Origin of the sequence: Nonomuraea sp. NPDC049750 (genome assembly GCF_040659625.1) — a bacterium.
Taxonomy (GTDB): Bacteria; Actinomycetota; Actinomycetes; order Streptosporangiales; family Streptosporangiaceae; genus Nonomuraea.
On the sequence record NZ_JBFANB010000015.1, the window covers coordinates 174,176 to 193,287 of the forward strand.

Sequence of the window (19,112 nt, forward strand, 5' to 3'; positions counted from 1 at the left end):
AACGCGCCCCGACGTACCCGCGTCCCAAGGCGGTACTCGCCAGCCTGCCGGGTCAGCGGAGGGATGAACGCCGACGCGGCGAGGGGAGCCAGACGGGAACCCGCGAAGAACGCGCCGCGACGAGGCGCCACAGCGAAGCGGAACCTCGCCCGCGATACCCGCGGCGCCAGAGAGGGCGGCTGCGGTGCGGCGGTAGATCGAGGCGGCTGGAAGAACTCGCCGCGACGGACGGAGGGGTGGCGCCAGCGCCGCGACATTCAGCCCCCTAATCGAGCACGGTCACGCCAGCGCAGTCGCTCCAGACGCTATTGACGGTGAACTGGATGTCACTGTCGAGGCTGGCCGCGCTGATCGCGCCGTTCTGCGAGACCGCCCAGACGAACATGTCGAGAATCTCGGAATGCTCGCCATGTCCGGCAGCCGCCAGCACCCGCGTGGCCAGCCCCTGCCGCTTAAGGTAGGCGGTCGTGGATAGGGAGCTCTGCGCCTCCCCCGCCACCAGGACAGCGGCGGTGACTGCCGCCATCCGAACCCGATCCCTGAAGGCGGAATCCTTAGTGAGGGCGACCTGGTCGGCGAACGCCAAGGTCACTCCTCCCATTCGACGCTGAGCACGTACTTGTGGCTGGCCGGGAGGGCATTGTCCCTGTTAATGAAGGCCAAGCCATTGCTTGTGCCCAGCGTGACTGCCCACTCCTCCAGCAGTTCCCACGGCAGATCCGCGCTGGACTGGGTGTTGAACGGGATCCGCCACTGGTCGGCCGCCGACGCCGTGGGCGGGGTTGCGTAGGCGCTGTTCCACACCGCGCCCGCGGCCGCCGAGTTCGGGTCGAGCTTGGCCGGCGTCATGCCTGCGGTCGGAGTGGTCCCCGCCGAGGTCACCCGGTTGATGCCGACGACCACCTGCTGCGAGGTAGGCACGCCAGCGCCAGCCACGCAGCCGATCGTCACTCGCCTGAGCTTGTAGCCGGTGCTCGCCGAGGACATCAGCCAGGCGAAGCCCGTGTCCACCGCCAGCGCGGCCGCCGACTCCACCTGGGCAGCGAATCTTGCCATGATCATTTCCCTTTCAGAAGAAGCCGCCGTACTGGGAGAGCGCCCTTGGACTGCGGCCGCCCGAGCTCACCGCAGGCGCGATGGCCAAGCTCAGCGACGTGTAGTTGTTCGATCCGGATGATGCGCATGTGGCTGTGCGGGTCCCCGTGGACCCGCCAGCAGCGAGCACCTCGGTGGCCAGGGCAGCGAACGCGAACCCCGTCCATCCGGAATCGGCCTGCTCGACCATCCCGCCGGGCGAGGTGTAGGTGGGCGCTGGCGTCCCGGTGCTCACCGTCGACGCCCACGCACACACCAGCAGGCAACCACCCAGCGACGGGGAGATGCTCGGCGCCACGTGAGCGGTCTGGTTGGCGCCGCCGTCACTCCAAGTCGCTGTGACGTCGAAGGGCGTGAAGCCGTTGTGTCCAGTGATCGCGAGCATCATCACGATGCTGGTGTCTGGGTTGCCGAACGAGAATGAACTGCCCTCGGACCCGTCGGCTTGCCTCTGCCAGACCTTGCCGAAACAGGAACCGGCACCCGAGTAGGTGACACCCTCCTGCGTGAACCCAGTCGCACCAGTCATGCCTGCGGTGTTGCCGAAGACGTCCGTCATATGGACCGCGGCCAACAAGTCGCCCGCAGCCGTCCCAGCAGGTTTCGGCACCGTCACGGCGCCCCCCGAGCTCGTCCCGATCGACGGGGACCGGACTGCGATCACAGCTCAGGAGGCTTACTTGTCGGCGGCCCGGGACCGGGCCTTGTTCGGCGGAGCGGACCGCGCCTTCGCCGGCTCGGGCTCGGGCTCCGGCTCCGGAGTCGGTTCGGGCTCGTCGAGCAGGCCATACCGCTCGGCGTCGGCCCGCTTGATCGGCACGCCTGGCACGCAGTAGAGCCAGCGCGCCGCCTCATCCGTATCCGGAACCAGCCGGCCATCCTCGGTCAGGCACAGCCGGGCAGTGGCGATGACGTGCCCGGCGTCATCCGAGGGCAGTTTCACGTACTGCAGTGCCATCGCGATCTCCTACTTGTAGATCACGACGACGCGGAACTTGCCAGCGGTCAGTGCGGCCACGGCCACGGTGATCGCCAGGTTGCGCCGGGCCGTTGTCTTGACCGACGTTGCGGCCGTGAACACCGGAATGATCGCCTTACGGCCGGTCGTCGACCACGGCGCGCCCGACGTCACTGCGGCGGCCAGCAGGTCGCCCGCGCCCTCGCTGTTCACGGCGATCGTGCCGGTGTTGCCGGAGGCGGACGTGACGAGCGTGTCGACCTCGATGTAGCCGCCCAGGATGATGGCCCCGTTCGGGATCTCACCACCGTTACTGTCGCCCGGCGCCGACCGCAGCGTGATCGTGCTGACCGCGCCGCCGTCGACGGCGAAGTCGTACTCCCCCTGGGCCGTCTTCAGGCCGCGGGTTCCTTCCATCAGTGGCATGACTCTCCCTCAACTACGCAGGACCGCGAGCACGACGTCGGCGCCAGCGGATCGGATGGCGTACAGCACGTCCCCCGGCGGGAGCTCGACCGTGATCTGCGTAGCGGCCGCCAGCAGGAAGCCGGCGCCCGCCGTTACGCCTGAGGCGCCGAGATCGGCGCCGTTGGTCGCGTCGGTGTTGCGGACCGTAAGCTTCTGGCCCGAGCTGCTCGCCGTGTTGAGGGCCACGGCCGTCGTACCGGCCGTGACCCTCGCACTCGTGACAGCCATTACAGGCCGGTGACCTGGCCGAACGCCTTGGGCCTGTAGTGCACGACCGCACAGCGCACGTCGGCGCGGACGGCCAGCTTGCCCTCCACGAAGAACGTGCCGTGGCTGTTGGACACCTGCACGTCGATGCCGCGCCGGACGGCGAGTTCGCTGAAGTTGGTGTAGTCGCCCGCGATCGCGGCGGTCGCCGGAGCGGCCACCGTCTCCACGACCGGGACGCCCCACAGCGTCGGCGTCCCCGGGACACTCGGGTGACCCCAGATGTACTGGCCGTCGGCCGTCTTCAGCAGGCGCACCTGCTCCCAGATGGCCGGCCGCATGAAGATCGCGGACGGCTCGGCGAAGCCGTCGTCCCTGATCTTCCTGAAGAGCTTGTACGCGGCGTCCGGGATCGGGTCCGAGCCCTTGGCCTGCGTCTGGATGCCCACCACCGAGGCGGTGCCAAGAAGGTTGACGCCGGTGCCGTCGCCGACCAGGACCTGCAAGTCCAGGCGCTGGCGGAGCATGAAGGGCAGACGGTTGTTGACGTACGCCTCCGACCGCTGCTCATCCTCCAGCTGCTCATCGGTGAGCGGCAAGAAAACGGCGATCTTGCGGACCTGCTGCGCCCGCTCAGTCAGGGCGAGCGTCGCCTCCTGGTAGGTGCCACCCTCCGCCGTCTCGACGGCGGCGTTGGTGAAGGTGGTCTCCTCCATGTAAACGACGCTCGCCTGGTTGGTGGTGGTCTGCGGCAGGAACTCGACCACGTGCGGAGCCGGACGGGTCGGGAACATCTCCACGCGGCCGGTCCGGATCGACTCAGGCGCCCAACCGGCGCCGGTCTGGAAGAGCGTCTTCAGCTCCAGATTCAGGTTCGCCGCCGGGCCCACGCCGAGACCGGTCGAGTACCCCTTGAACGCCTGGCTGGCGATGAACAGCTCGCCGATGCTCTTGTGCTGGCCGGCCTTGCGCTCCGGCAGGTCCGGGATGTCCTTATGACCGGACTCGGTCTCCTCCGCCTCCTTGGCAGCACCGGCGGCGCGGGCAAGGACGTTCAGCTCGTCGACCTTGCTCTTGCGCTCGTCGATCTCGGCGTTGAGCTGCTTGATGAAGTCGACCTTCGCCGTCCGGTCACCCGGGACGGACTTCACCTTGTCCATGTCGTAGGTGTCGCCGGCCTCCTTGAAGATGGCGGCCAGCTCGTCGCGCTTCGCGTTGAGGCCCGCCTTGGCCTCCTTCAGCGCCGGGAACTCGATAACCCTCTCGGGTGCTTCAGCAGTCATGATCTCCCTCACAGTCCTTGGATCTGGGCGATGGACCGCGCGAACACCGAGGCGACCTCGGCGTCGGTGGGGTCTTCGGGGCCCAGAGGCGTAGAGAGCAAGGCCTTCAGGCGCTGCAGGTCGGCGTCGATCCAGTCCAGGAGCTCAGCCGAGCGGGGCGCCATGCCCTTGCTCTTGCGTGCGCGGAGAGCCACGACTTCCGCAGTTCGATCGACGAAGGAGGACACCGCGGCCATGACCGCGTGTCCCTCTTCGGCGTACTTCAGCGACCCGCCCGGGGCGTCCTTCAGCTCCGGCGGGTCGATGTCCGCGTCGCGCAGGTGCGCGGCGAGGTGGTCATAAACGGCCTTTCGGTCAGCGTCAGGGATCGCGGCCTTGCCGTCATTCAGCCGGGCGATACCCATGAGGCACGCCCGGACGTTCGCGGGCCCGCCCACGCCGTGGTGGTGCGGGAGCTGATAGCTGGACTTCTGCTCGGGGTCGGCGCCAGCGTCCTGCCAGGCGAACACCGTGCGCAGCTCACTGGGGCGCAGGTCCTCGCTGAGAGCGGCCAGTGTCTTCGCGCCGTCCCAGCTCCGCGAGGTCACCTCGCACTCGTGCGGCGCGACCGGCCGGCCCGCCTTCGCCGCGGCGCCCACGTCGGCCGACTTCGCCGACAGGGTGCGCGTCCCGACGCCAGCCCCGACCAAGACCGGACTGACCTCGTGCACTTTCAACGCGTCGAGGAACCGCACGCGCTGGCCCTCGAACTCGCCGAACGAGTACTCAACCGGGTCGTAGCCGTACGACCACTGGCCCAGTTCCCCGAGCTCCTTCACCGTCGTGAAGGTGTCGCGCCCGGCCGCGGTGTCCATGAAGAAGCGGCCCTCGAGGATCGCCTGCTTGGACGTCTGCCGGATCGTTGCCTTGCCCACCGGCAGCATGCCGGACCACGAGGTGTGGCCGTAGGCGGAGATGGGCACCTCGGCGCCATCGGTGAATGCTCCCGGCCTGGTCACGTCACGGTCGGAGTCGATCGCGTTGAAGGTGGAGAAGATCGCCCGGACCTCACCCTTCGCCTCATCCTTGATCTCGACTCGGAGGTTCTTGGTATCCATCACTGCTCCTCTGCCGGATCGGGTCCGGATGGGTCATCGGGCGGCTCAGGCCCGCTCGGTGTGGCCGTCGTGCCAGGTGGCTGCAACTGGACCGAATAGAGGCCGGTGTGCTTGAGCAGGGTCATGTCTTCGGCCTCGATCGCGGCGACCACGCTTTCCGGCTCGTAGCCGGCGTCGACCAGCTGGCGAATCGCCGCAGCCTTGGCCTGCTGGATCTCGGCCGCGTCCTTGCGGTCGTCCCGCAGGAACGCGATGTCCCTGTCGTCGTAGAACAGCTCCGCACCGGACGGCACCTCGATCAGCGACGCAAGCGACCCAGCTGCGTTCCTCCATAGCGGCCGCATCGTGCCGTCCGCCATGCGGCGCCGCGCAGACCCGTAGTTGCCAGCGTTGAGCGAGCTGCCTTGGAGGCCTTCGGAGAATCCGACGATCGTCGAGGGGATCCCGGCCGCGGCCGCCAGGCGCGACTCCCCCGCTCCCTGGATGGACTTGAAATCGAGCGCCCGCAGATCCATGGTCAGCGGGGTCACGTCCGAGCCGCCGCCCAAGTACAAGGTCTTGTACGCGTTGTCGGCACCCTTGTGCTGCTCATCCATCAGCGCCTTGAAGCGCTGGAACATCTCCGGGGTCACCGACGCGTCGAGCTTGACCGCGAGAGCAGGAGTGGCGCCGTTCTCGAAGAACTTCAGCTTGTGCGTGGTCGCCGCCAGGTCCGAGGAGATCTCACGCAGAACCGGCGTCAGCCACGACATGCCGCGCCACGAGCACTCGGGGTCCGGGATCGGAGCGAAGTGCGCTACCTGCGACGGCAGCAGCAGCGTGTCCGTGCGGACGCCCGGCGCCCGCGGTGAGTAGTAGTAGCCGATCACCTCGGCGTCGAGCGCCGCGCCGTACAGTTCCGGCTCGCTCTTCGACGCCGACACGATCGTCACCCAGTCCGGCCGCAGCCGTCGCAGCCGATCCGTCCCGGGCACGCGAGCAATGAACGCGTTGCCCGCGAGGTCCGCGTCCTGGATCATCCGGGCCAGCAGGTCGCCCGTCGTCCCGCCCGGCCACGGCTTCTCCAGCGGGGCCAGAGCCGTCGTACCGAACAGGTCTCCCGGGCGGCCGTTCCGCATCCGTCGGAACGTGAACCGTGCCTCGCTGAAGACGGCCAGGCGCACGAGCATCAGGGCGGCGATGGGACCGTTGCGCTTGTAGATCCCCTGGACGTAGCCGGGGAAGTCGTTCTCTATCTGCTCACGGTCACTCGACAGCGACGACGAGCCGATGAACGGCCAGCGCAGCCTGTCGAGATCCCAGAACGCAGGCTCGGACCACGCCTTCCGGCCACGCTGGCGCCGGCCGCGAGCCTCCGTCGCGACCCTATCCAGCAGCCCCATCAGGTGCTGGCCGCCCGCTGCTCATACGCGTCAGGCGACGTCGGGAGCCACATGACCACGGTCATGCCGGGCTTGGCCTCGGTGTCCCGCCAACGCTTCAGAAAGTCCTGAATCTCCGCCAGGTGCGAACCGTCTTCACGCACCGTCCATGGACCAAAGGGATCAGCCTCGCGCCTCTTCGGCCCGTCCCACTCGATCGTCACGAAGACGAGCTGCTCAGCCATTCGAGCCGCCCTTCGCCCGTGGCCGCCCGGCGTCCCGCCAGCCCGCAGCCGCGGCCACCCACAGCATCGTCGCGCCGAGCACCACCGTGCGCAGCGTCCATGCGATGCCGTACGGGACGGCCAGGACCAGGGTGCCCAGCAGGCGCAGCAGCGCGAGCATGCCCTTGCGGACGTCGACCCGCCTGGCCTCGCTCGTGATCCGCTCCAGCGGCACCGTCAACGCCATCCGACCCTCCTACGCGTAGACCGCGAACGGCATGACCGGCGGCGGTTCCTCAAGATGGCCCTTCGTCACAAAACCCCAGAGCGCGTGCGTTGCAGCGACCAGCGGACAGATGTCCACCGACGACGCCTTGCTGTCCCACGCCTTCGAGTCGCCCAGCTTCCGCGTCACCGCGCCGGCCACCGCGACGTCGAGCGCCGGGTGAGGTAGCACGCGGACCGTCGGCTCGCCCTCCTGAGGCATCACCGCATCGACCAGCTGGCCCCAGCCGTGCGCGACTTGCTGAGCCGTCGGCTTCGTCACCTCCAGGCCCTCCGCCTCGAGATCGGCGATCAGGGACCCGGCAGGGCTCCCCGCGTCGACCACGAGAGCGCAGGGATCCCACCGGTCCACCAGCGACTTCGCCCGCTCCGTCACCCACGACGTTCCCGGCCGGTAGTCCACGATCTCCACGTGGTACAGCCCGAACGCCTGCCGGCCCGCGGTGGCGATTGCCGCCCACGACCGGTCCGGCGCCACATGAACCCCGAACGCCACGCGGCCAGCCGGCTCCGACTCTGGATCCTCGACGGCCCGCCACCGGGCCTCCGGGATGACCTCCCACTGCACCTCGTGATCCGAGGGCCAGTCGCCGACGCCGAGCCGCTCGCGACCGAAGCCCTTCGCCCCCATCGAGGCGCGCTCGCGGGCGACGTGCTCCACGCTGATCCGGATCCCGAGCGCCGGGTTCGCCTTGGCCCACGCCTCCGGGTCGTCTGGGTTGTCATGCTCCGTGCAGGCGGTCGTGCCATCGGCGTCGCGCGCGCACTCGTCGGTGTGCGGGTCGATCGACCACTCGGCGTAGAACAAGCTCGGGTCGTCGCCCTTGATGCCGCGTCGACGCACTCTGGCCAGCTGCTCGCACGGGGCGATGTGCTTGTCGGCAGCGCTGGAGCCGTACCAGAGCTGCGGGTTCTCCCTCGCGCTCATCGTCGGCATGAGGGCGTCCACGCTGGTCTCGGCCAGGTTGAACGCCTCGTCCATGATGTTCACGTCGCCGGAGAAGCCGCGGCCCGAGCCGGTCGAGCGAGCCACGAAGCGGAGACGCTGGCCGGACAGGAGCTCAATGCCCTCGTCGCCGTGCGAGGTGCGGATCCGCTTGACCCGCTTCCGGAAGGCGTCGGTGTTGTCCACCAGCGTCTTCATCCGGAGGAACATCTCGGTCGCGGTCTTGAACTCGTGTGCCGAGTACAAGATGAGCTTCTCGCCGAAGAGGAACAGCCCGGCCAGGCACCTTGCCTCGAAGATGCCGCCCTTACCGTTCTGGCGACTCACAACGATGCCGCACTCGAACGCTGACCACCGGCCGTCCCGCCGCTCCCCCAGCCCGTTGATCAGGCAGTACTGCTGCCAAGGGTCGAGCACCAGCCCGGCCTGGGCCGCGAGGTCGACCGCCTCTAGGCCAGCCGACGACTCGTACTCGGGGATCGAACTGATCCGCGGGGTCTGAACGCCCAGCAGCGTCATGCGCCCTGCCGCCGCTGCTCGCGCCGCTTCTGGAGCTCATCGAGGGCGTCGCCGTTTTCCTCCGGCTGCGCCAGCTTCGCCAGCTCAGCCAGCGTCGCCCGCAGCTGAGCGTGGAGCATCGACGCCGCCGCCGGCCGGATACCTGACTCGCTCAACCTGTTGGCCAGGTCTAGGGCACTCGCCGCGAGGGCGGTCTCCTCCGCGATCCCCCATCGCTCCAGGTCTGCACGGACCGCGGCCACGAGAGGCTTCGAGGCGCGGCTACGAGGAGTCATCACAGCCCCCTCACGCACCGTCACCAGAACAGAATCACGGACTGTAACGATCTTGAGGACGATTACTTTTTGTAGTGGGGAGAGAAAACGGCGATCGGGCGCGGATCTCCTCGTGATCGTTGATCTTGCGTGGTCAGGGCGCCCCCCTGCCCCTCTGACCTGGTCAAACGTGATTGATGGCCGCTTCTGTCCGATATCACAATGAGTTATGTGACCGATCTTCGTTGCAGAACGTAATCATCAGCATTGTCACGTATCGTCACCATGACCGTGAGGACCTGGGTGGTGGGGTGCACGGTGGGTGAGGGATGCCTGCACCCTGGGGGCGGGGGCCCTGCCCTACCTGCCCTGTCCCGTTGCCCCGGTTGTTGTACCAGCGTGTGGCTACGGCCTTGGCTGTCGCTGGTCTCTGCTCGGCGATGCGCTGCATGACCACGTCTCGACCAGGGTCGATGGTGATGATCTCTGCACCATGCTGCTGGTATGTGGTCATCCAGTCTGGCTTGGGCATGGAGTGGATCACGTACACGTCGGTGGTGTCCACGTGTCGCAGCGCCTCCCGGATGGCGGCGGTGCGAGCCTTGTACGCGACGGTGCGTACGGGCTGTGGGTGGTCGTAGGGGTCGCCTTGATGCGGCCCCGATAGAGCCCCCGCCAGGAGGTCGTAGTCCACCACCACATCGCCCGGTCGAGCACGGCCCCGGACCCATGTTGACTTCCCCCCTGCAGGTGGACCGGTCACCACGTACAGCACCCCGAGCTCCCAGGTTCTGCCAGTTCCCGCCAGCCTGGTAGATCACCAGGCTCGGGATGAGCGAGGGGCGGGGGGCAACTCCCGGTCCCCCTTGGATTGGTTGCAGGCCCGGTCGCACACCGGGCAGCGGAACCAGGTGCCGTGCGCCCGGCGCAGGAACCTCAGGTCACAGGGGTCGAGGCCGAGGGCTTCGAGGGTCTTGAGCGACGGTTCGTGGTCGGCTTCGTTCGCTCCGCCGGAGTGGCCACAAATGTGGCACACGTCCGGGGCTTCCGCCATGAGGGTGGCGCGCGCCTTGCGCCAGCGGTAGCCGCTGCGGCCGTGGCTGCGGGGCATGCCGCTCCCGAATCGTTGTGGGTTGGGCCTGGTGCCGACGGCGTGGAGCGTTGCAGGATGCCCCCATGAAGCTGGTGCCGGCCGTGGCCGGGGTGGCGCTCGTGGTGTTAGCGGCGGTTGCCGCCGTGCTCATCGTCGTCTCGCCTGGCACCGAGGCGGAGCGGCCGACATCGCTGGCGTCTCAAGCGGCAGCTCCTCAGGCGTCCGCACCTCAGGCGCTGCCGTCTCTGTTCTCTGCGACAGGGGTTTTGATCTTGAAGATCACGCCCGACTCTGTCGAGTTCGGCGATCATCCCGCCTGCTCCGGTAAGGGCGGGTATTCGGACATCGGCCAGGGCACTCAGGTCGTGGTGACCGACGCGGCCGGCAAGACGGTCGCGCTCGGCAAGCTGGGCACTGGGTTGCACGAGGAGCGGGGGTGCACGTTCCGGTTTGCGATCACGGTGCCGCCGGGCGGGCAGTTCTACGGGATCGAGGTGTCGCATCGCGGCCGGGTGCAGTACGCGGCCTACGAGCTCGACTCGATCGAGCTGCAGTTAGGCGCCTAGGCGAGGCGGCTACAGCCTGGGGAAGGCGTCGATGAGCGGAACCAGGATCCACAGTGCGAGCCCGACCGCGACGAGGTTGACGCGGGATGCGACGCCGAACGCGGCAAGCAGGAAGCAGATGAAGCCGGCGAGTAGGAGCAGGAAGGTGAGCATGGTCGCCTCCTATGCGTTCAGCGGGACTTGGATGCGGGGCACTCGCATTGGTGCTCGTCGCGGTGCTTCTTGACGCAGGTGCACCGGTGTTCGCCGCCGTTGTGGTCCTTGCAGCCGGTTCCCCAGGTGGTCGAGCAGATGCGGCTGCCGCGTTGGTTGAGCTCCTGGGTGCGGCGGAAGAACTTGGACACCGGCCCCCATGGAGGTCAGGCCCGGCTCTTGGGCACCTTGCTGTAGTCCTCGCTGGGAAGCGGCTCGACCTGGCGAGCCGGGAGCCAGCCTTCGCGCTCTTCGAGGCCGCCGCGGTAGCCCTGGACGATCTCGATCCAGGAGACGCGGGCTTCCCACGCGTCGCCGGTCTTGCGCCATTCGAGGAGGTAGCCGGCGTCCGCAGGATGGTCTAGGAGTCGGACAATCGGCGCATCTGCCACATCGGCAGCATACCCGTCGATCGAACGTCTATTCGAACTACTTCTTGCCGCGCTGGATGAGGATGTGCCAGCCCGCCCAAATCAGCGCGCCGAAGAAGGCGAGGCCGCCGACGATCCCCCAGGGCTTGTCCGGTTCGAGGCCGAGCAGGAGTCGTAGGTGGGCGGTCAGCGTGTTGTCCATGTCGCCGCTGGCGAGCGCCAGGCCCTCGATGATGGCGAATCCGCCGATCACCACCGCACTCCAGACAATCCACGCGCGCCGGTACGGGGACATGACCACCCCCGAAAACGCAGAAAGCCCGACAAATTGCCGGGCTTTGAGACGACTCTCTAGGCCGAATTATGCGGCCTTAAATAGTCCAAGGTCAACACGGACGCGCGAATGGGCGTACTCCTCCAGCACGGAGCGACCTCCGCCCATGTGGGCGGAGGTCGCAGTGGCTGCTAGCTCTCGACGTAACGCTTGGTGCCCTGGTTAGTGCCGGGGCATCTCTGCCGGTTGTCCTTGGGCCCCCGCTCGTGGTACGGAGCCTTCTGATCGACCTTGACGCCGTAGAAGGGTTCGCCGCACACACGGCAGCAGCTGACGTCCATTGTGATCTCCTCGCGTGGTTGGTCTCGCCGGGTGGTAAGGCCGGTGAGAACGTCCTTCTTGTCTCACTCAGAATGCGCTAATCATTGCGCATTGACAATGATTTCCTCAGATAGGAAACCATTGCTAGTCAGCAATAAAAAAGGGCTCACAGGAACGTAGAAGGCGAGCCAGGCACGCGACATGAATGAGCCCCCGTCGACACAAGGCCGACGGGGGCGTCGCCGCTCCTAGTGTCCGGGTTACCAGCCCGAGAAGCGGCGAACGTCCCAACCACGCGAGGTAGGACGTTTTAGAGCTTACGCAGTGGCGCGCGGCGCGATCTGGGAGATGCGCTGGTGGGACAAGCGAAGCGCTCCGCCTGCGTCGCGGGTGGTCCAGCCCTGGTCGGTGAGGAGGCGAGCGGCGCGGCGAACCGCATCCCGTTCCGCCTGCTCGGCGTAGGCGCGTGCGATGCGGGCTTGCGTGACGGCTTCCAGAGCGGCGGCGGCCTCCTCGTCCGCGGGAGCGAGCTGGACGCCGACGGTGCCGGGTTCGGCCTGGAGCGCGCCGATCAGAGCCTTGATCGCGTTCAGTTCGGCTTCGGCCCATGTCGCCCCCTGCGCATGGACGGCGTGGCCGGCTGGCAGGTCGCGGACAACGACGCTCCACAGCTTCCCGGTGCGGGTGGCCGTGGCGGGATAGCTCGCGTACGCGGCGCCTGTCTCTTCATCTGGGGTGTCGATGATGTCGGGCTCGTTGAAGATCTGCTCGAAGTGCGTCTGCATGCTCAGGAGTCTAGGCATGCTATCCGTATCTCGTCTATCGCTTTAGACAACTTCCGTCTATCCACATTGCTGCACTTCGGGGTACATAAGAGCCATACGAGCACGCACGACAACTGCGTGAGCCTCCTGGATCGCGCTCGCGTCATAGGTCGGCAGCGGCCGGCCGCGGCGGCCGGTGCGGCGGGCCCCGACCGGCAGTATGCCGAGCAGGTCGATCATGGCGCGCACTTCAAGGGTCGTCAGCACGGGGTAGAGCAGCGCTGCCGCGTCTTCGACGGTCCAGGGGTCGGCGCGCCGGGTCTGATCCATCAACGCTCTCCGATGTAGCGGTACGCGCGTTCGCCCTGGTCGTTGATGGACTCGGTGCGTTGGTACCTCGGGTGATACGGCATCTCGCCGGGCGAGGGTTCGCCGGCTAAGGGGATCGGTGTTGGTGCCCCCGGCATTAGCAAGAGCCAGGGCCATCCATGCCGGCCGATGGTCACTCGCTGCCCATCGTGATAGCCCCCCACGAGACAGATGACGAGCGGGCCCGTGTCATACAGGCTGGCCAGGTCCACCTCTCCATCATGGCGCATTCGCCTCGGACTCCCATATTGACGCTGAGTCCCAGGCGGGCAGGGCCCCTCGCATGCCTGAGAGCCGGAAGCGAGTCCTCGGGATCAGGTTCCCGGTCGCGTATCCGGCTCTCAGGGGCTTCGGGTCAGGCGCCTCTGTAGTGCGCGTCCCCCTCGTCGTCGTCCCGGGCATGCGCGTCGACCCAGGCGTCCGCGAGGTCGGCATGCCCCAGGGCGATCAGCAGTTCGGCGAGGGCGTCGATTTCGGTGCAGCTGAAGCGCACACCCACGTCGTCGGCGGTGTAGAACCCAAAGGCGGTGGTGAAGGCGTTGGCGACGTCCTCGGAGATCGCCATGAAGCCTCCGGCGGGGGCGGGGTCGGCTTCGAGGTCGAGGAGGTCGATGAGCGCGGCGGCGAGCTCCCGGTCGAGGTTCTCGGCTTTGTCGTGGTGTCGACTGGCCTGGTTGTGCTGGCCCTGCTCGTCGAGACCGTCGGCCGTGTCGAGGGCCTGAAGCCGGGCGGCGGCGAGCTCGCGCAGCTCGGTCAGCGCCGCCGCATCGATGTGGATGGTCGTCATCACGCCCTCCCGGATGGAACGGGCGGCCCGTCCACCAGAACAGGCCGCCCGGTAGTGATCAGCGGCGGACCAGGGTCATGAGCTTCCGGTGTGCCGTGTTCTTGATCTCGTCGTCCGCGCCCTCCAGGAGGGCGGTGGCGCGGGCGATCTCCTCGGTCATGGTCTTGCCGGGGCGGCGCGGCGCGACGTGGTCGAGGTAGTCGGTGACGACCCGCTCGGCGGCGTACGCGGTGCGGCCGAGCCGCTCGGACTCTGCCCGGTACATCGCGGAAAGCTGCTCGCGGCGGCGGGCGGCGGCGTTGACCGTGCGTACGGGTGCGTCGTCCTTGAGCGGCCACAGGCCGGTGACGAGCTGCTCGAAGTCGCGCATCGCGATCTCGGTCTGCGCGAGCAGGGTCTCCTCGGCGGCCCACTCCCGGTAGTACTCGACGGACAAGCCGAGGGTACGGCGGGCCTCGGCGATACGGTCCAGGGCGCTCGCGGTGTGGCGGACCTTCCACGTGCTGTGGGCGTCCCGGATGGAGAACCGCTCGGTGTTGGCGCACACGACCCGCCACGGGGTGACGAGTGCCTGTGCCGGAGAGCGGCCGTCGTGCCCGTTGAGCATGGCGATGAACGGCACGATCTCGTCGTTGATCCCCTCGGCGTCGATGCGTACCGACTCGGGCAGCCGCATGGTGACGAACACGCGCTTGCCGTCGCGCAGCGCGCCCGCCGACTCCCAGATCACTCCGTGGTCGTTGACGAGGTCCTGGAGGAAGGTGAACAGGTCGCGGTTCTGGATCGGGGTGTACTTGCCGCCGACCACGCCGAGCGGAGCGCCGGTGTCGGTGCGGACGGTGACGAAGTAGTCGGCGGCGGTACGCAGCGACGGGTCGGTCTCGCCCTCTCCCATGAAGCTGTAGCGCACGTTCCGCTTCTCGACCTCGAAGCCGATGCCGCCCAGCCGCAGCACGTCCTCGATCGAGTCGGTGCCGCCGGGGATGACGTTGCCGAGGCCGTGCCACGCCGGTGTGCTGCTGTAGAGAGCAGCCTCGCCGAGAGTGGTGTCAAGCCCGTCGCGGCCGATCACCTCGTACGCGTCGAAGCCCGCCCCGGTCCAGGTGCCGTCGGCGCTGCGGACGCTGCCGTAAGCGGCTCTGGCGGCGGTGCGCTGGTCGTGGAACTGCTGGTTGACGTCGGTGCTCATGGCGTTTCCTCTCCGGGATTGGCCGGGCGGCCGGATGCCGCCCGGCGTGGGGGTTTCAGACGATGGGGTCACCGGGCATCCAGCGGGCCTCGTCGAGGCCGTAGCCGCTGGAGGCCACCTGGGCGATCTCGGCGCGCAAGCGGGCCAGGGCGCTGCGCTCGCGTGCCGCCTCGCTGGGGTCGGGCCGCTCCAGCCGGAACGCGCCAGGCAGGGCGGTCAGAGCCTCTATGCGGTCGAGCCGGAAGCTGCGGGGCTCGTCGCGGAGATGGTCCATCGCGCGGACGATCAGATGCCCGTCGCGGGTGCGGAACAGCTCGTACGGCTCGATCGTGCGGGTGGTCCACTCGCCGTCCACCGACACGTACGTGATCATGACGGGCTGCTCGGCGGAGATCGCCTGCTCCAGTTCAGCGCGCAGGTCGGGCCCGCCGAGTGGCGTGAGGCTGGCCAGGCGGGCGTGCCGAACGGTGCCCGCATCACCGACGAGGACGTGACGCTCGCCGCCGTGACAATGGCCCACGACGGTGAAGGTCTCGCCGTGAAGCGAGTCGATGCTGCCGTGGTAGCGGACCTCTGTGCCGATCTCGTACATCCCCGCTCACCTGCCCTTCTTCTCCTTCCATACTGCGTTAATCATTGCTCTTTGTCAATGCTTTAGCTACTATGAATACGTTGACAGATAGCAAGAGAAGAGGGCATCATGAGCCGCAAGGACATCGCGAAGATCCGCAGGGAACTGGAGCAGCAGGGCTTCGAGGTGACCGTGGGCGGCTCAGGCCACTGGAAGGTCTACGACGCCGACGGCCACCTCATCGGCGCCCTTCCCGCCACTCCCAGCGACCCGCGAGGCGTCCTCAACGCGATAGCCGTACTACGGCGCGCCGGATTCGTCTGGCCGCCGCAATGAGAGGACTCCGTGACATGTGGAGCGTGCGCGTCGACGCCGACACCGGCGTCGACTACGACGAGGGCGTCGACGCCCACCTGCGCGAGAGCCTCGCTGCCCGGCGGCCGGCCATCGGCGCCGGCTACCTCGCGGGCCGGCGCCTGCCGGGCCGGATCAGCCTGCAGCTCAGCGTGGCGGAATCGACCGCGCGCCAGGCCGTGGACACCGCAGTGCGGGAAGTTACCGCGGCCCTGCGCGAGCACGGCCTGCGGCCGCACGTCGTACGAGTCGAGGCTCTGCTCGAGGAAGAGCTCGACCAGGAGCTCAGCGCGGCGCCGCCCGAGCTGATGGGGGTGCGGGAGATCGCGGCGGCCGTGGATCCGCCCATGAGCCGACAGCGTGCCGACCTGCTGACCAAGCGTGAAGACTTCCCCGAGCCGATCGCGGAGCTGGCTGCGGGAAAGATCTGGTCGGGTGCAGCCGTGCGCCGGTGGCTGGCCACCTGGGAGCGCAAGAGCGGCCGGCCCCGCGCCTCATCGGGCTGATTTCGTGTGAGGGCCAGCTAGGGGATGTCCTCGGTCTTGCCGCCGGGCGGGATACGGCCCTGTCCGATCTCCTCCGTCAGTACGCGAATGGTGTCGTCGTTCTGGTGAACCCAGGTCGTGATCCTGTCGGCCGGGGCGTCCACGTAGAAGAACGGCTCGCATCCGAAGCGACACACGTCACACAGCAGGTCCTCTTCTGTTGCCAGCCGCCTACAGGGGTATCGCCGGTTACAGCCGCAGATGGCGAGTTGCCCCACTGCGGGCCTCCAATGCGCAGATGCACCATTCGGTCCCTTGGGACACTCCAACACGCTGAGTCCATCAGTCAAGACCAGCGGGTAGTACCGGCACTACAGATCGTGCGCGCAGTGCGGGCACACCGTAATCTTCTCCGGATCGGTCTCCGCCACGATCTGCCCGTCCGGCCGCAGTTCCGCGTTGAGCCACGCGATCCGCACGGCGTGGTCGGCAACGAGCGCCTCGGGCGTCGGGAAGCCATGGCCACACTCCAGGCATGCCAGGTAGTGCGGGCCAGGCTCGATCCGGCCGTGCGCGTCACACCAGGTGCCGGACTCGATTGCCTCACGCGCCTCCCGGGCGAGGCCTTCGCCCGGGTAACGCAGGAACGGCCCGAACACCGTGTTGACCGGCTCAAGGCCGTGTACGCTTTCGGTCATTCCCCTACTCGCTTCGGTGGGTAGGGGCGGGCCCCGCTCCGGCGGGGCCTTTGCGTTTCGCCAGCGTCACCACAGCCAGCTCACCTCTTCGATCGCCTCGCGACTGGTGCCGCCGATCTTCGCGGCCAGCCACCAGCGTGCTTCCCGGACCTTGCCGCGCACCCAGGTGCGGGCGCGCTGTCGCCTGGTGGGCGGGGGCGGTGCCGGGCGGGTGTCCGGGATCAGCCCGAGGTCCCACGCCATCTCCTCGGAGATCGGGATTTGGGCGGTCATCTTGTGCACCACGAGGGGCTCGAGGAAGGGCGGCGGACTGTCGTCGGGCCGCCAGCCCTTGCCCGGCTCGTGCACCCATCGGCGGCCGTGCGGGTCGCGCTTGCCGCCCTCCCAGTTCCCGCCCGCCGGTGGCCAGGTCACGGCAACATCTCGCACCCGATCACGTTCTCCCGGATCCACTTCTCGCACTCCTCCTTGGTCGCGAACCAGATGTCGAAGTCGGGGGCGAGACCGCCATCGGTCTGGAGGACGGGCCGCCACGCGTACTCAGCCGTGGCCTCCCGGTCGAACTCGGCGAACCAGCCGTTGTCGGCATGCAGGCTCACGGCGACTCCGTTCCGCCACTCGACCACCGCGTGGCTTCGTCCGTGATCGTCATGAGAAGCTCGCCGAACGCGACGAACTGGGCCCCGTTGCAGTGATGTAGCTCCGCCGGTGGACGCCCATCGTCGAAGGCGAAGGGGAACTCCCCGTCGTGCCACACGTACACGTCGGCGCATCCCGCGTCGGGCACGATCACGGCGCGGGCTCCGTAACCGCCCATCTGCGGGTACCAGCAGGCCACGCCCTCTTTGCCACCGTCCAGAGCGATCCTGGCGTGTGCCGCGCACTCCTCGTGGGTCGGCTCCCTCACGGCTTCCAGCCCTCCTTGAAGTCGTCGTGGTCGTTCCACCGCTGGGCCATCTCCCAGACGGTCATCTTGGCGAACCAGACCAGGCGCGGGATGCCGGACAGCATCTCCTCCTGGCAGCGAAGCAGCGTCTTGCGCCGGGACTGGACGTCGCGGCGCGTGCGGTCTGGGCTCTGGTGGACGATGTGCGCCGCGTTCTCCTCCCCCTGCCATGCCATCTCCAGGTTCGCCACCTGCACGATCTTCGTGGACACGATCGGAGAGGTGCCGTAGATCACGTAGTCGACTAGGTGATCAGCGATCTCACCGGTGCGCCAGGGGCCTTGGATCGCAGCGGAGGCAAGCCTCTCTTCGTCGTCGAGCCGGGCGTGCACGAACACGAGCAGCTCATCCATCCTGGAACTCCTTCCAGGCGTCGCCTCGGTGCTTGCGGTCCTCGGCGAGCGCCTCCTCCCACGTCATGGAGAACTGGCAGTACGCCTTACGCGGGTTCCCGGCGGCCACATGCTCGATGAGCCGTCGCACGTCACGCCGAGCGTCCTCGGCGGCGCGTTCGGCGAACCACTCGACGATCTCGTCTTCGGTGGAGTCCCAGACGATGATCGTGTCCGTGACCGAGCAGAAGATCGCGAGCTTGCCGGACGGCTGGCGGATGATCTGGTTACCCATCGAGATCGCCATACTCATCGACACCGGCGAGGATCCGGCCAGCCCGCTCGATCCGTTCCACCTTCTCCTCGAGCGTGGCCACCTTCCGGCGCAGCTCGGCGTTCTCCTCACGCAGCCCGGCGACAGCCCGGTCTGCGTTGATGGCGGCGTCGGCCAGGGCCACGAGGTCCATGCGTACGACGTCGCCGTTCGGCCTCTGGACCTCGACGGCGTCGGCGAGGTAGCGGGCGGGCTCGCCGCGCTCAGGGTCCGGCGGCGGGCCGTAGACGGGGTTGGAGTGAGTGGGCATGATGCTCTCTCTCGTGGTGGCAGCGTGATCGAGGTCAGTGAGCAGGCGGCGCAGGTCGGTAGCGGCGTGCTGGAGGAACGCGACGACCGCGTCCTCGTCGGCCCGGTCCGCGATGAGGTGCAGCCTGAGCGGTCCGATCTTCACCCAATCGCTGAAGAACTCCTGCTGGATCTCGTGCTCAACGCGGCTCCAGTTGAGCTCCTCGACAGCGGCCAGGCGCTGTCGAATGTCGTCGTGGCTCACATCGCCCTCGCTTCGTCTTCGTCCGCCCACGCGATCAGCGCTTGGCCCAGCTCGCGTGCTTTCGCGGGTCACGAGGACGTGAGCATCCCCGTCCCCCAGCGAGTCGAGCGAGAGCCGCAGAGGTCGGCCGCGCCACGCCTGGGACAGGTAGATCTCGTTACCCTCCTCCGGGCAGCCGCACGGTTCGTCGTCCTCGTGCAGGTCGATGTCGTGGACCTTCATCGTCTTGAAGGTGGCCCAGATGCTCATCGGCCACACCTCGGGCACTTCCCGCAG

34 protein-coding genes are annotated in these 19,112 nt (G+C 68.0%); 3 read left to right on the forward strand and 31 right to left on the reverse strand.

Annotation, left to right across the window (positions count from 1 at the left end):
* Nucleotides 1-265: 265 nt before the first annotated feature.
* The 14 genes from AB0J16_RS33655 to AB0J16_RS33720 all read right to left on the reverse strand — a co-directional run bounded on the left by AB0J16_RS33655 (nt 266) and on the right by AB0J16_RS33720 (nt 9,808).
* A complete protein-coding gene (locus AB0J16_RS33655) occupies nt 266-586 on the reverse strand; it encodes a hypothetical protein (RefSeq protein WP_358546852.1) in 321 nt (106 codons plus the stop codon).
* 2 nt (nt 587-588) lie between these two features.
* Nucleotides 589-1,056 (reverse strand): hypothetical protein, encoded by a 468-nt coding sequence (locus AB0J16_RS33660; protein ID WP_358546854.1) that lies wholly within the window; start codon nt 1,054-1,056, stop codon nt 589-591.
* Between the two features lie 13 nt (nt 1,057-1,069).
* The gene (locus AB0J16_RS33665; RefSeq protein ID WP_358546856.1) at nt 1,070-1,711 is read right to left on the reverse strand and encodes a hypothetical protein; all 642 of its coding nucleotides are present in this window, start codon (nt 1,709-1,711) and stop codon (nt 1,070-1,072) included.
* Between the two features lie 60 nt (nt 1,712-1,771).
* The gene (locus AB0J16_RS33670) at nt 1,772-2,053 is read right to left on the reverse strand and encodes a hypothetical protein (protein WP_358546858.1); all 282 of its coding nucleotides are present in this window, start codon (nt 2,051-2,053) and stop codon (nt 1,772-1,774) included.
* A 9-nt stretch (nt 2,054-2,062) separates the two neighbouring features.
* On the reverse strand, nt 2,063-2,479 hold the full coding sequence (locus tag AB0J16_RS33675; protein WP_358546860.1) for a hypothetical protein: 417 nt from the start codon (nt 2,477-2,479) through the stop codon (nt 2,063-2,065).
* Between the two features lie 9 nt (nt 2,480-2,488).
* The gene (locus AB0J16_RS33680) at nt 2,489-2,749 is read right to left on the reverse strand and encodes a hypothetical protein (protein ID WP_358546863.1); all 261 of its coding nucleotides are present in this window, start codon (nt 2,747-2,749) and stop codon (nt 2,489-2,491) included.
* Entirely contained in the window at nt 2,749-4,011 is a 1,263-nt protein-coding gene (locus AB0J16_RS33685; RefSeq protein WP_358546866.1) for a phage major capsid protein, read from the reverse strand. Before AB0J16_RS33685 ends, AB0J16_RS33680 begins: the two co-directional genes overlap by 1 nt.
* Nucleotides 4,012-4,019: 8 nt before the next feature.
* Nucleotides 4,020-5,108: an HK97 family phage prohead protease gene (locus AB0J16_RS33690; RefSeq protein WP_358546868.1), complete on the reverse strand. Its 1,089-nt coding sequence runs from the start codon at nt 5,106-5,108 to the stop codon at nt 4,020-4,022.
* Nucleotides 5,108-6,490 carry a phage portal protein gene (locus tag AB0J16_RS33695; RefSeq protein WP_358546871.1) on the reverse strand — a complete coding sequence of 461 codons (1,383 nt, stop codon included), beginning with the start codon at nt 6,488-6,490 and terminating at the stop codon, nt 5,108-5,110. The genes AB0J16_RS33690 and AB0J16_RS33695 overlap by 1 nt, the downstream gene beginning before the upstream one ends.
* The gene (locus tag AB0J16_RS33700; RefSeq protein ID WP_358546873.1) at nt 6,490-6,714 is read right to left on the reverse strand and encodes a hypothetical protein; all 225 of its coding nucleotides are present in this window, start codon (nt 6,712-6,714) and stop codon (nt 6,490-6,492) included. Before AB0J16_RS33700 ends, AB0J16_RS33695 begins: the two co-directional genes overlap by 1 nt.
* Complete coding sequence (locus AB0J16_RS33705) at nt 6,707-6,940, reverse strand: hypothetical protein (protein WP_358546875.1); 234 nt, start codon at nt 6,938-6,940, stop codon at nt 6,707-6,709. The genes AB0J16_RS33700 and AB0J16_RS33705 overlap by 8 nt, the downstream gene beginning before the upstream one ends.
* Nucleotides 6,941-6,949: 9 nt before the next feature.
* Nucleotides 6,950-8,443: a hypothetical protein gene (locus tag AB0J16_RS33710; protein WP_358546878.1), complete on the reverse strand. Its 1,494-nt coding sequence runs from the start codon at nt 8,441-8,443 to the stop codon at nt 6,950-6,952.
* The gene (locus AB0J16_RS33715; protein WP_358546880.1) at nt 8,440-8,718 is read right to left on the reverse strand and encodes a hypothetical protein; all 279 of its coding nucleotides are present in this window, start codon (nt 8,716-8,718) and stop codon (nt 8,440-8,442) included. The genes AB0J16_RS33710 and AB0J16_RS33715 overlap by 4 nt, the downstream gene beginning before the upstream one ends.
* 796 nt (nt 8,719-9,514) lie before the next feature.
* Nucleotides 9,515-9,808: a hypothetical protein gene (locus AB0J16_RS33720; protein ID WP_358546883.1), complete on the reverse strand. Its 294-nt coding sequence runs from the start codon at nt 9,806-9,808 to the stop codon at nt 9,515-9,517.
* Between the two features lie 65 nt (nt 9,809-9,873).
* On the opposite strand from AB0J16_RS33720, the gene AB0J16_RS33725 reads away from it, so the two are divergent.
* Nucleotides 9,874-10,356, forward strand: coding sequence for a hypothetical protein (locus AB0J16_RS33725; RefSeq protein ID WP_358546885.1), 483 nt, complete (start codon nt 9,874-9,876; stop codon nt 10,354-10,356).
* Nucleotides 10,357-10,365: 9 nt separating this feature from the next.
* Here the strand turns inward: AB0J16_RS33725 and AB0J16_RS33730 are convergent, their stop codons facing one another.
* The 9 genes from AB0J16_RS33730 to AB0J16_RS33770 form a co-directional block, all read right to left on the reverse strand.
* Complete coding sequence (locus tag AB0J16_RS33730; protein ID WP_358546887.1) at nt 10,366-10,509, reverse strand: hypothetical protein; 144 nt, start codon at nt 10,507-10,509, stop codon at nt 10,366-10,368.
* 17 nt (nt 10,510-10,526) lie between these two features.
* The gene (locus AB0J16_RS33735; protein WP_358546890.1) at nt 10,527-10,700 is read right to left on the reverse strand and encodes a hypothetical protein; all 174 of its coding nucleotides are present in this window, start codon (nt 10,698-10,700) and stop codon (nt 10,527-10,529) included.
* A 15-nt stretch (nt 10,701-10,715) separates the two neighbouring features.
* On the reverse strand, nt 10,716-10,940 hold the full coding sequence (locus AB0J16_RS33740; RefSeq protein WP_358546892.1) for a hypothetical protein: 225 nt from the start codon (nt 10,938-10,940) through the stop codon (nt 10,716-10,718).
* Nucleotides 10,941-10,977: 37 nt separating this feature from the next.
* On the reverse strand, nt 10,978-11,172 hold the full coding sequence (locus AB0J16_RS33745) for a hypothetical protein (RefSeq protein WP_358546894.1): 195 nt from the start codon (nt 11,170-11,172) through the stop codon (nt 10,978-10,980).
* Nucleotides 11,173-11,831: 659 nt separating this feature from the next.
* Nucleotides 11,832-12,299 carry a type II toxin-antitoxin system HicB family antitoxin gene (locus AB0J16_RS33750; protein WP_358546897.1) on the reverse strand — a complete coding sequence of 156 codons (468 nt, stop codon included), beginning with the start codon at nt 12,297-12,299 and terminating at the stop codon, nt 11,832-11,834.
* Nucleotides 12,300-12,356: 57 nt separating this feature from the next.
* Nucleotides 12,357-12,608: a hypothetical protein gene (locus AB0J16_RS33755; RefSeq protein ID WP_358546900.1), complete on the reverse strand. Its 252-nt coding sequence runs from the start codon at nt 12,606-12,608 to the stop codon at nt 12,357-12,359.
* A gap of 394 nt (nt 12,609-13,002) precedes the next feature.
* Nucleotides 13,003-13,434, reverse strand: coding sequence for a hypothetical protein (locus AB0J16_RS33760; protein WP_358546903.1), 432 nt, complete (start codon nt 13,432-13,434; stop codon nt 13,003-13,005).
* A 58-nt stretch (nt 13,435-13,492) separates the two neighbouring features.
* Complete coding sequence (locus AB0J16_RS33765) at nt 13,493-14,623, reverse strand: DUF932 domain-containing protein (RefSeq protein WP_358546906.1); 1,131 nt, start codon at nt 14,621-14,623, stop codon at nt 13,493-13,495.
* Nucleotides 14,624-14,678: 55 nt separating this feature from the next.
* Nucleotides 14,679-15,215 (reverse strand): WYL domain-containing protein, encoded by a 537-nt coding sequence (locus AB0J16_RS33770; RefSeq protein WP_358546908.1) that lies wholly within the window; start codon nt 15,213-15,215, stop codon nt 14,679-14,681.
* Between the two features lie 108 nt (nt 15,216-15,323).
* On the opposite strand from AB0J16_RS33770, the gene AB0J16_RS33775 reads away from it, so the two are divergent.
* Together AB0J16_RS33775 and AB0J16_RS33780 are read left to right on the forward strand one after the other, a co-directional pair.
* Nucleotides 15,324-15,530 (forward strand): hypothetical protein, encoded by a 207-nt coding sequence (locus AB0J16_RS33775; protein ID WP_358546911.1) that lies wholly within the window; start codon nt 15,324-15,326, stop codon nt 15,528-15,530.
* A gap of 14 nt (nt 15,531-15,544) precedes the next feature.
* A complete protein-coding gene (locus tag AB0J16_RS33780; RefSeq protein ID WP_358546914.1) occupies nt 15,545-16,054 on the forward strand; it encodes a hypothetical protein in 510 nt (169 codons plus the stop codon).
* Nucleotides 16,055-16,071: 17 nt separating this feature from the next.
* On the opposite strand, the gene AB0J16_RS33785 is transcribed toward AB0J16_RS33780, so the two are convergent.
* From AB0J16_RS33785 to AB0J16_RS33820, 8 genes are all read right to left on the reverse strand, one after another.
* Entirely contained in the window at nt 16,072-16,230 is a 159-nt protein-coding gene (locus tag AB0J16_RS33785; RefSeq protein WP_358546917.1) for a hypothetical protein, read from the reverse strand.
* A 174-nt stretch (nt 16,231-16,404) separates the two neighbouring features.
* The gene (locus AB0J16_RS33790; protein ID WP_358546920.1) at nt 16,405-16,731 is read right to left on the reverse strand and encodes a hypothetical protein; all 327 of its coding nucleotides are present in this window, start codon (nt 16,729-16,731) and stop codon (nt 16,405-16,407) included.
* 66 nt (nt 16,732-16,797) lie between these two features.
* A complete protein-coding gene (locus AB0J16_RS33795) occupies nt 16,798-17,145 on the reverse strand; it encodes a hypothetical protein (protein WP_358546922.1) in 348 nt (115 codons plus the stop codon).
* Nucleotides 17,142-17,330, reverse strand: a complete 189-nt coding sequence (locus AB0J16_RS33800; RefSeq protein WP_358546925.1) for a hypothetical protein — start codon at nt 17,328-17,330, stop codon at nt 17,142-17,144. The genes AB0J16_RS33795 and AB0J16_RS33800 overlap by 4 nt, the downstream gene beginning before the upstream one ends.
* Complete coding sequence (locus AB0J16_RS33805; protein ID WP_358546927.1) at nt 17,327-17,638, reverse strand: hypothetical protein; 312 nt, start codon at nt 17,636-17,638, stop codon at nt 17,327-17,329. The genes AB0J16_RS33800 and AB0J16_RS33805 overlap by 4 nt, the downstream gene beginning before the upstream one ends.
* Nucleotides 17,635-18,030: a DUF6221 family protein gene (locus AB0J16_RS33810; protein ID WP_358546928.1), complete on the reverse strand. Its 396-nt coding sequence runs from the start codon at nt 18,028-18,030 to the stop codon at nt 17,635-17,637. Before AB0J16_RS33810 ends, AB0J16_RS33805 begins: the two co-directional genes overlap by 4 nt.
* Nucleotides 18,023-18,304 carry a hypothetical protein gene (locus AB0J16_RS33815; RefSeq protein ID WP_358546930.1) on the reverse strand — a complete coding sequence of 94 codons (282 nt, stop codon included), beginning with the start codon at nt 18,302-18,304 and terminating at the stop codon, nt 18,023-18,025. The genes AB0J16_RS33810 and AB0J16_RS33815 overlap by 8 nt, the downstream gene beginning before the upstream one ends.
* The gene (locus tag AB0J16_RS33820) at nt 18,297-19,085 is read right to left on the reverse strand and encodes a hypothetical protein (protein ID WP_358546933.1); all 789 of its coding nucleotides are present in this window, start codon (nt 19,083-19,085) and stop codon (nt 18,297-18,299) included. Before AB0J16_RS33820 ends, AB0J16_RS33815 begins: the two co-directional genes overlap by 8 nt.
* Between the last annotated feature and the right edge of the window lie 27 nt (nt 19,086-19,112).

Coding starts and splice junctions, on each gene's coding strand:
- AB0J16_RS33675 (WP_358546860.1), bottom strand. CDS start 2,479: ATGCCACTGATGGAAGGAACCCGCGGCCTGAAGACGGCCCAGGGGGAG.
- AB0J16_RS33680 (WP_358546863.1), bottom strand. CDS start 2,749: ATGGCTGTCACGAGTGCGAGGGTCACGGCCGGTACGACGGCCGTGGCC.
- AB0J16_RS33790 (WP_358546920.1), bottom strand. CDS start 16,731: ATGACCGAAAGCGTACACGGCCTTGAGCCGGTCAACACGGTGTTCGGG.
- AB0J16_RS33810 (WP_358546928.1), bottom strand. CDS start 18,030: ATGGATGAGCTGCTCGTGTTCGTGCACGCCCGGCTCGACGACGAAGAG.
- AB0J16_RS33770 (WP_358546908.1), bottom strand. CDS start 15,215: ATGTACGAGATCGGCACAGAGGTCCGCTACCACGGCAGCATCGACTCG.
- AB0J16_RS33720 (WP_358546883.1), bottom strand. CDS start 9,808: ATGCCCCGCAGCCACGGCCGCAGCGGCTACCGCTGGCGCAAGGCGCGC.
- AB0J16_RS33760 (WP_358546903.1), bottom strand. CDS start 13,434: ATGACGACCATCCACATCGATGCGGCGGCGCTGACCGAGCTGCGCGAG.
- AB0J16_RS33775 (WP_358546911.1), top strand. CDS start 15,324: ATGAGCCGCAAGGACATCGCGAAGATCCGCAGGGAACTGGAGCAGCAG.
- AB0J16_RS33780 (WP_358546914.1), top strand. CDS start 15,545: ATGTGGAGCGTGCGCGTCGACGCCGACACCGGCGTCGACTACGACGAG.
- AB0J16_RS33820 (WP_358546933.1), bottom strand. CDS start 19,085: ATGAGCATCTGGGCCACCTTCAAGACGATGAAGGTCCACGACATCGAC.
- AB0J16_RS33730 (WP_358546887.1), bottom strand. CDS start 10,509: ATGCTCACCTTCCTGCTCCTACTCGCCGGCTTCATCTGCTTCCTGCTT.
- AB0J16_RS33700 (WP_358546873.1), bottom strand. CDS start 6,714: ATGGCTGAGCAGCTCGTCTTCGTGACGATCGAGTGGGACGGGCCGAAG.
- AB0J16_RS33690 (WP_358546868.1), bottom strand. CDS start 5,108: ATGGATACCAAGAACCTCCGAGTCGAGATCAAGGATGAGGCGAAGGGT.
- AB0J16_RS33725 (WP_358546885.1), top strand. CDS start 9,874: ATGAAGCTGGTGCCGGCCGTGGCCGGGGTGGCGCTCGTGGTGTTAGCG.
- AB0J16_RS33750 (WP_358546897.1), bottom strand. CDS start 12,299: ATGCAGACGCACTTCGAGCAGATCTTCAACGAGCCCGACATCATCGAC.
- AB0J16_RS33710 (WP_358546878.1), bottom strand. CDS start 8,443: ATGACGCTGCTGGGCGTTCAGACCCCGCGGATCAGTTCGATCCCCGAG.
- AB0J16_RS33755 (WP_358546900.1), bottom strand. CDS start 12,608: ATGGATCAGACCCGGCGCGCCGACCCCTGGACCGTCGAAGACGCGGCA.
- AB0J16_RS33765 (WP_358546906.1), bottom strand. CDS start 14,623: ATGAGCACCGACGTCAACCAGCAGTTCCACGACCAGCGCACCGCCGCC.
- AB0J16_RS33715 (WP_358546880.1), bottom strand. CDS start 8,718: ATGACTCCTCGTAGCCGCGCCTCGAAGCCTCTCGTGGCCGCGGTCCGT.
- AB0J16_RS33670 (WP_358546858.1), bottom strand. CDS start 2,053: ATGGCACTGCAGTACGTGAAACTGCCCTCGGATGACGCCGGGCACGTC.
- AB0J16_RS33660 (WP_358546854.1), bottom strand. CDS start 1,056: ATGGCAAGATTCGCTGCCCAGGTGGAGTCGGCGGCCGCGCTGGCGGTG.
- AB0J16_RS33685 (WP_358546866.1), bottom strand. CDS start 4,011: ATGACTGCTGAAGCACCCGAGAGGGTTATCGAGTTCCCGGCGCTGAAG.
- AB0J16_RS33695 (WP_358546871.1), bottom strand. CDS start 6,490: ATGGGGCTGCTGGATAGGGTCGCGACGGAGGCTCGCGGCCGGCGCCAG.
- AB0J16_RS33815 (WP_358546930.1), bottom strand. CDS start 18,304: ATGGGTAACCAGATCATCCGCCAGCCGTCCGGCAAGCTCGCGATCTTC.
- AB0J16_RS33705 (WP_358546875.1), bottom strand. CDS start 6,940: ATGGCGTTGACGGTGCCGCTGGAGCGGATCACGAGCGAGGCCAGGCGG.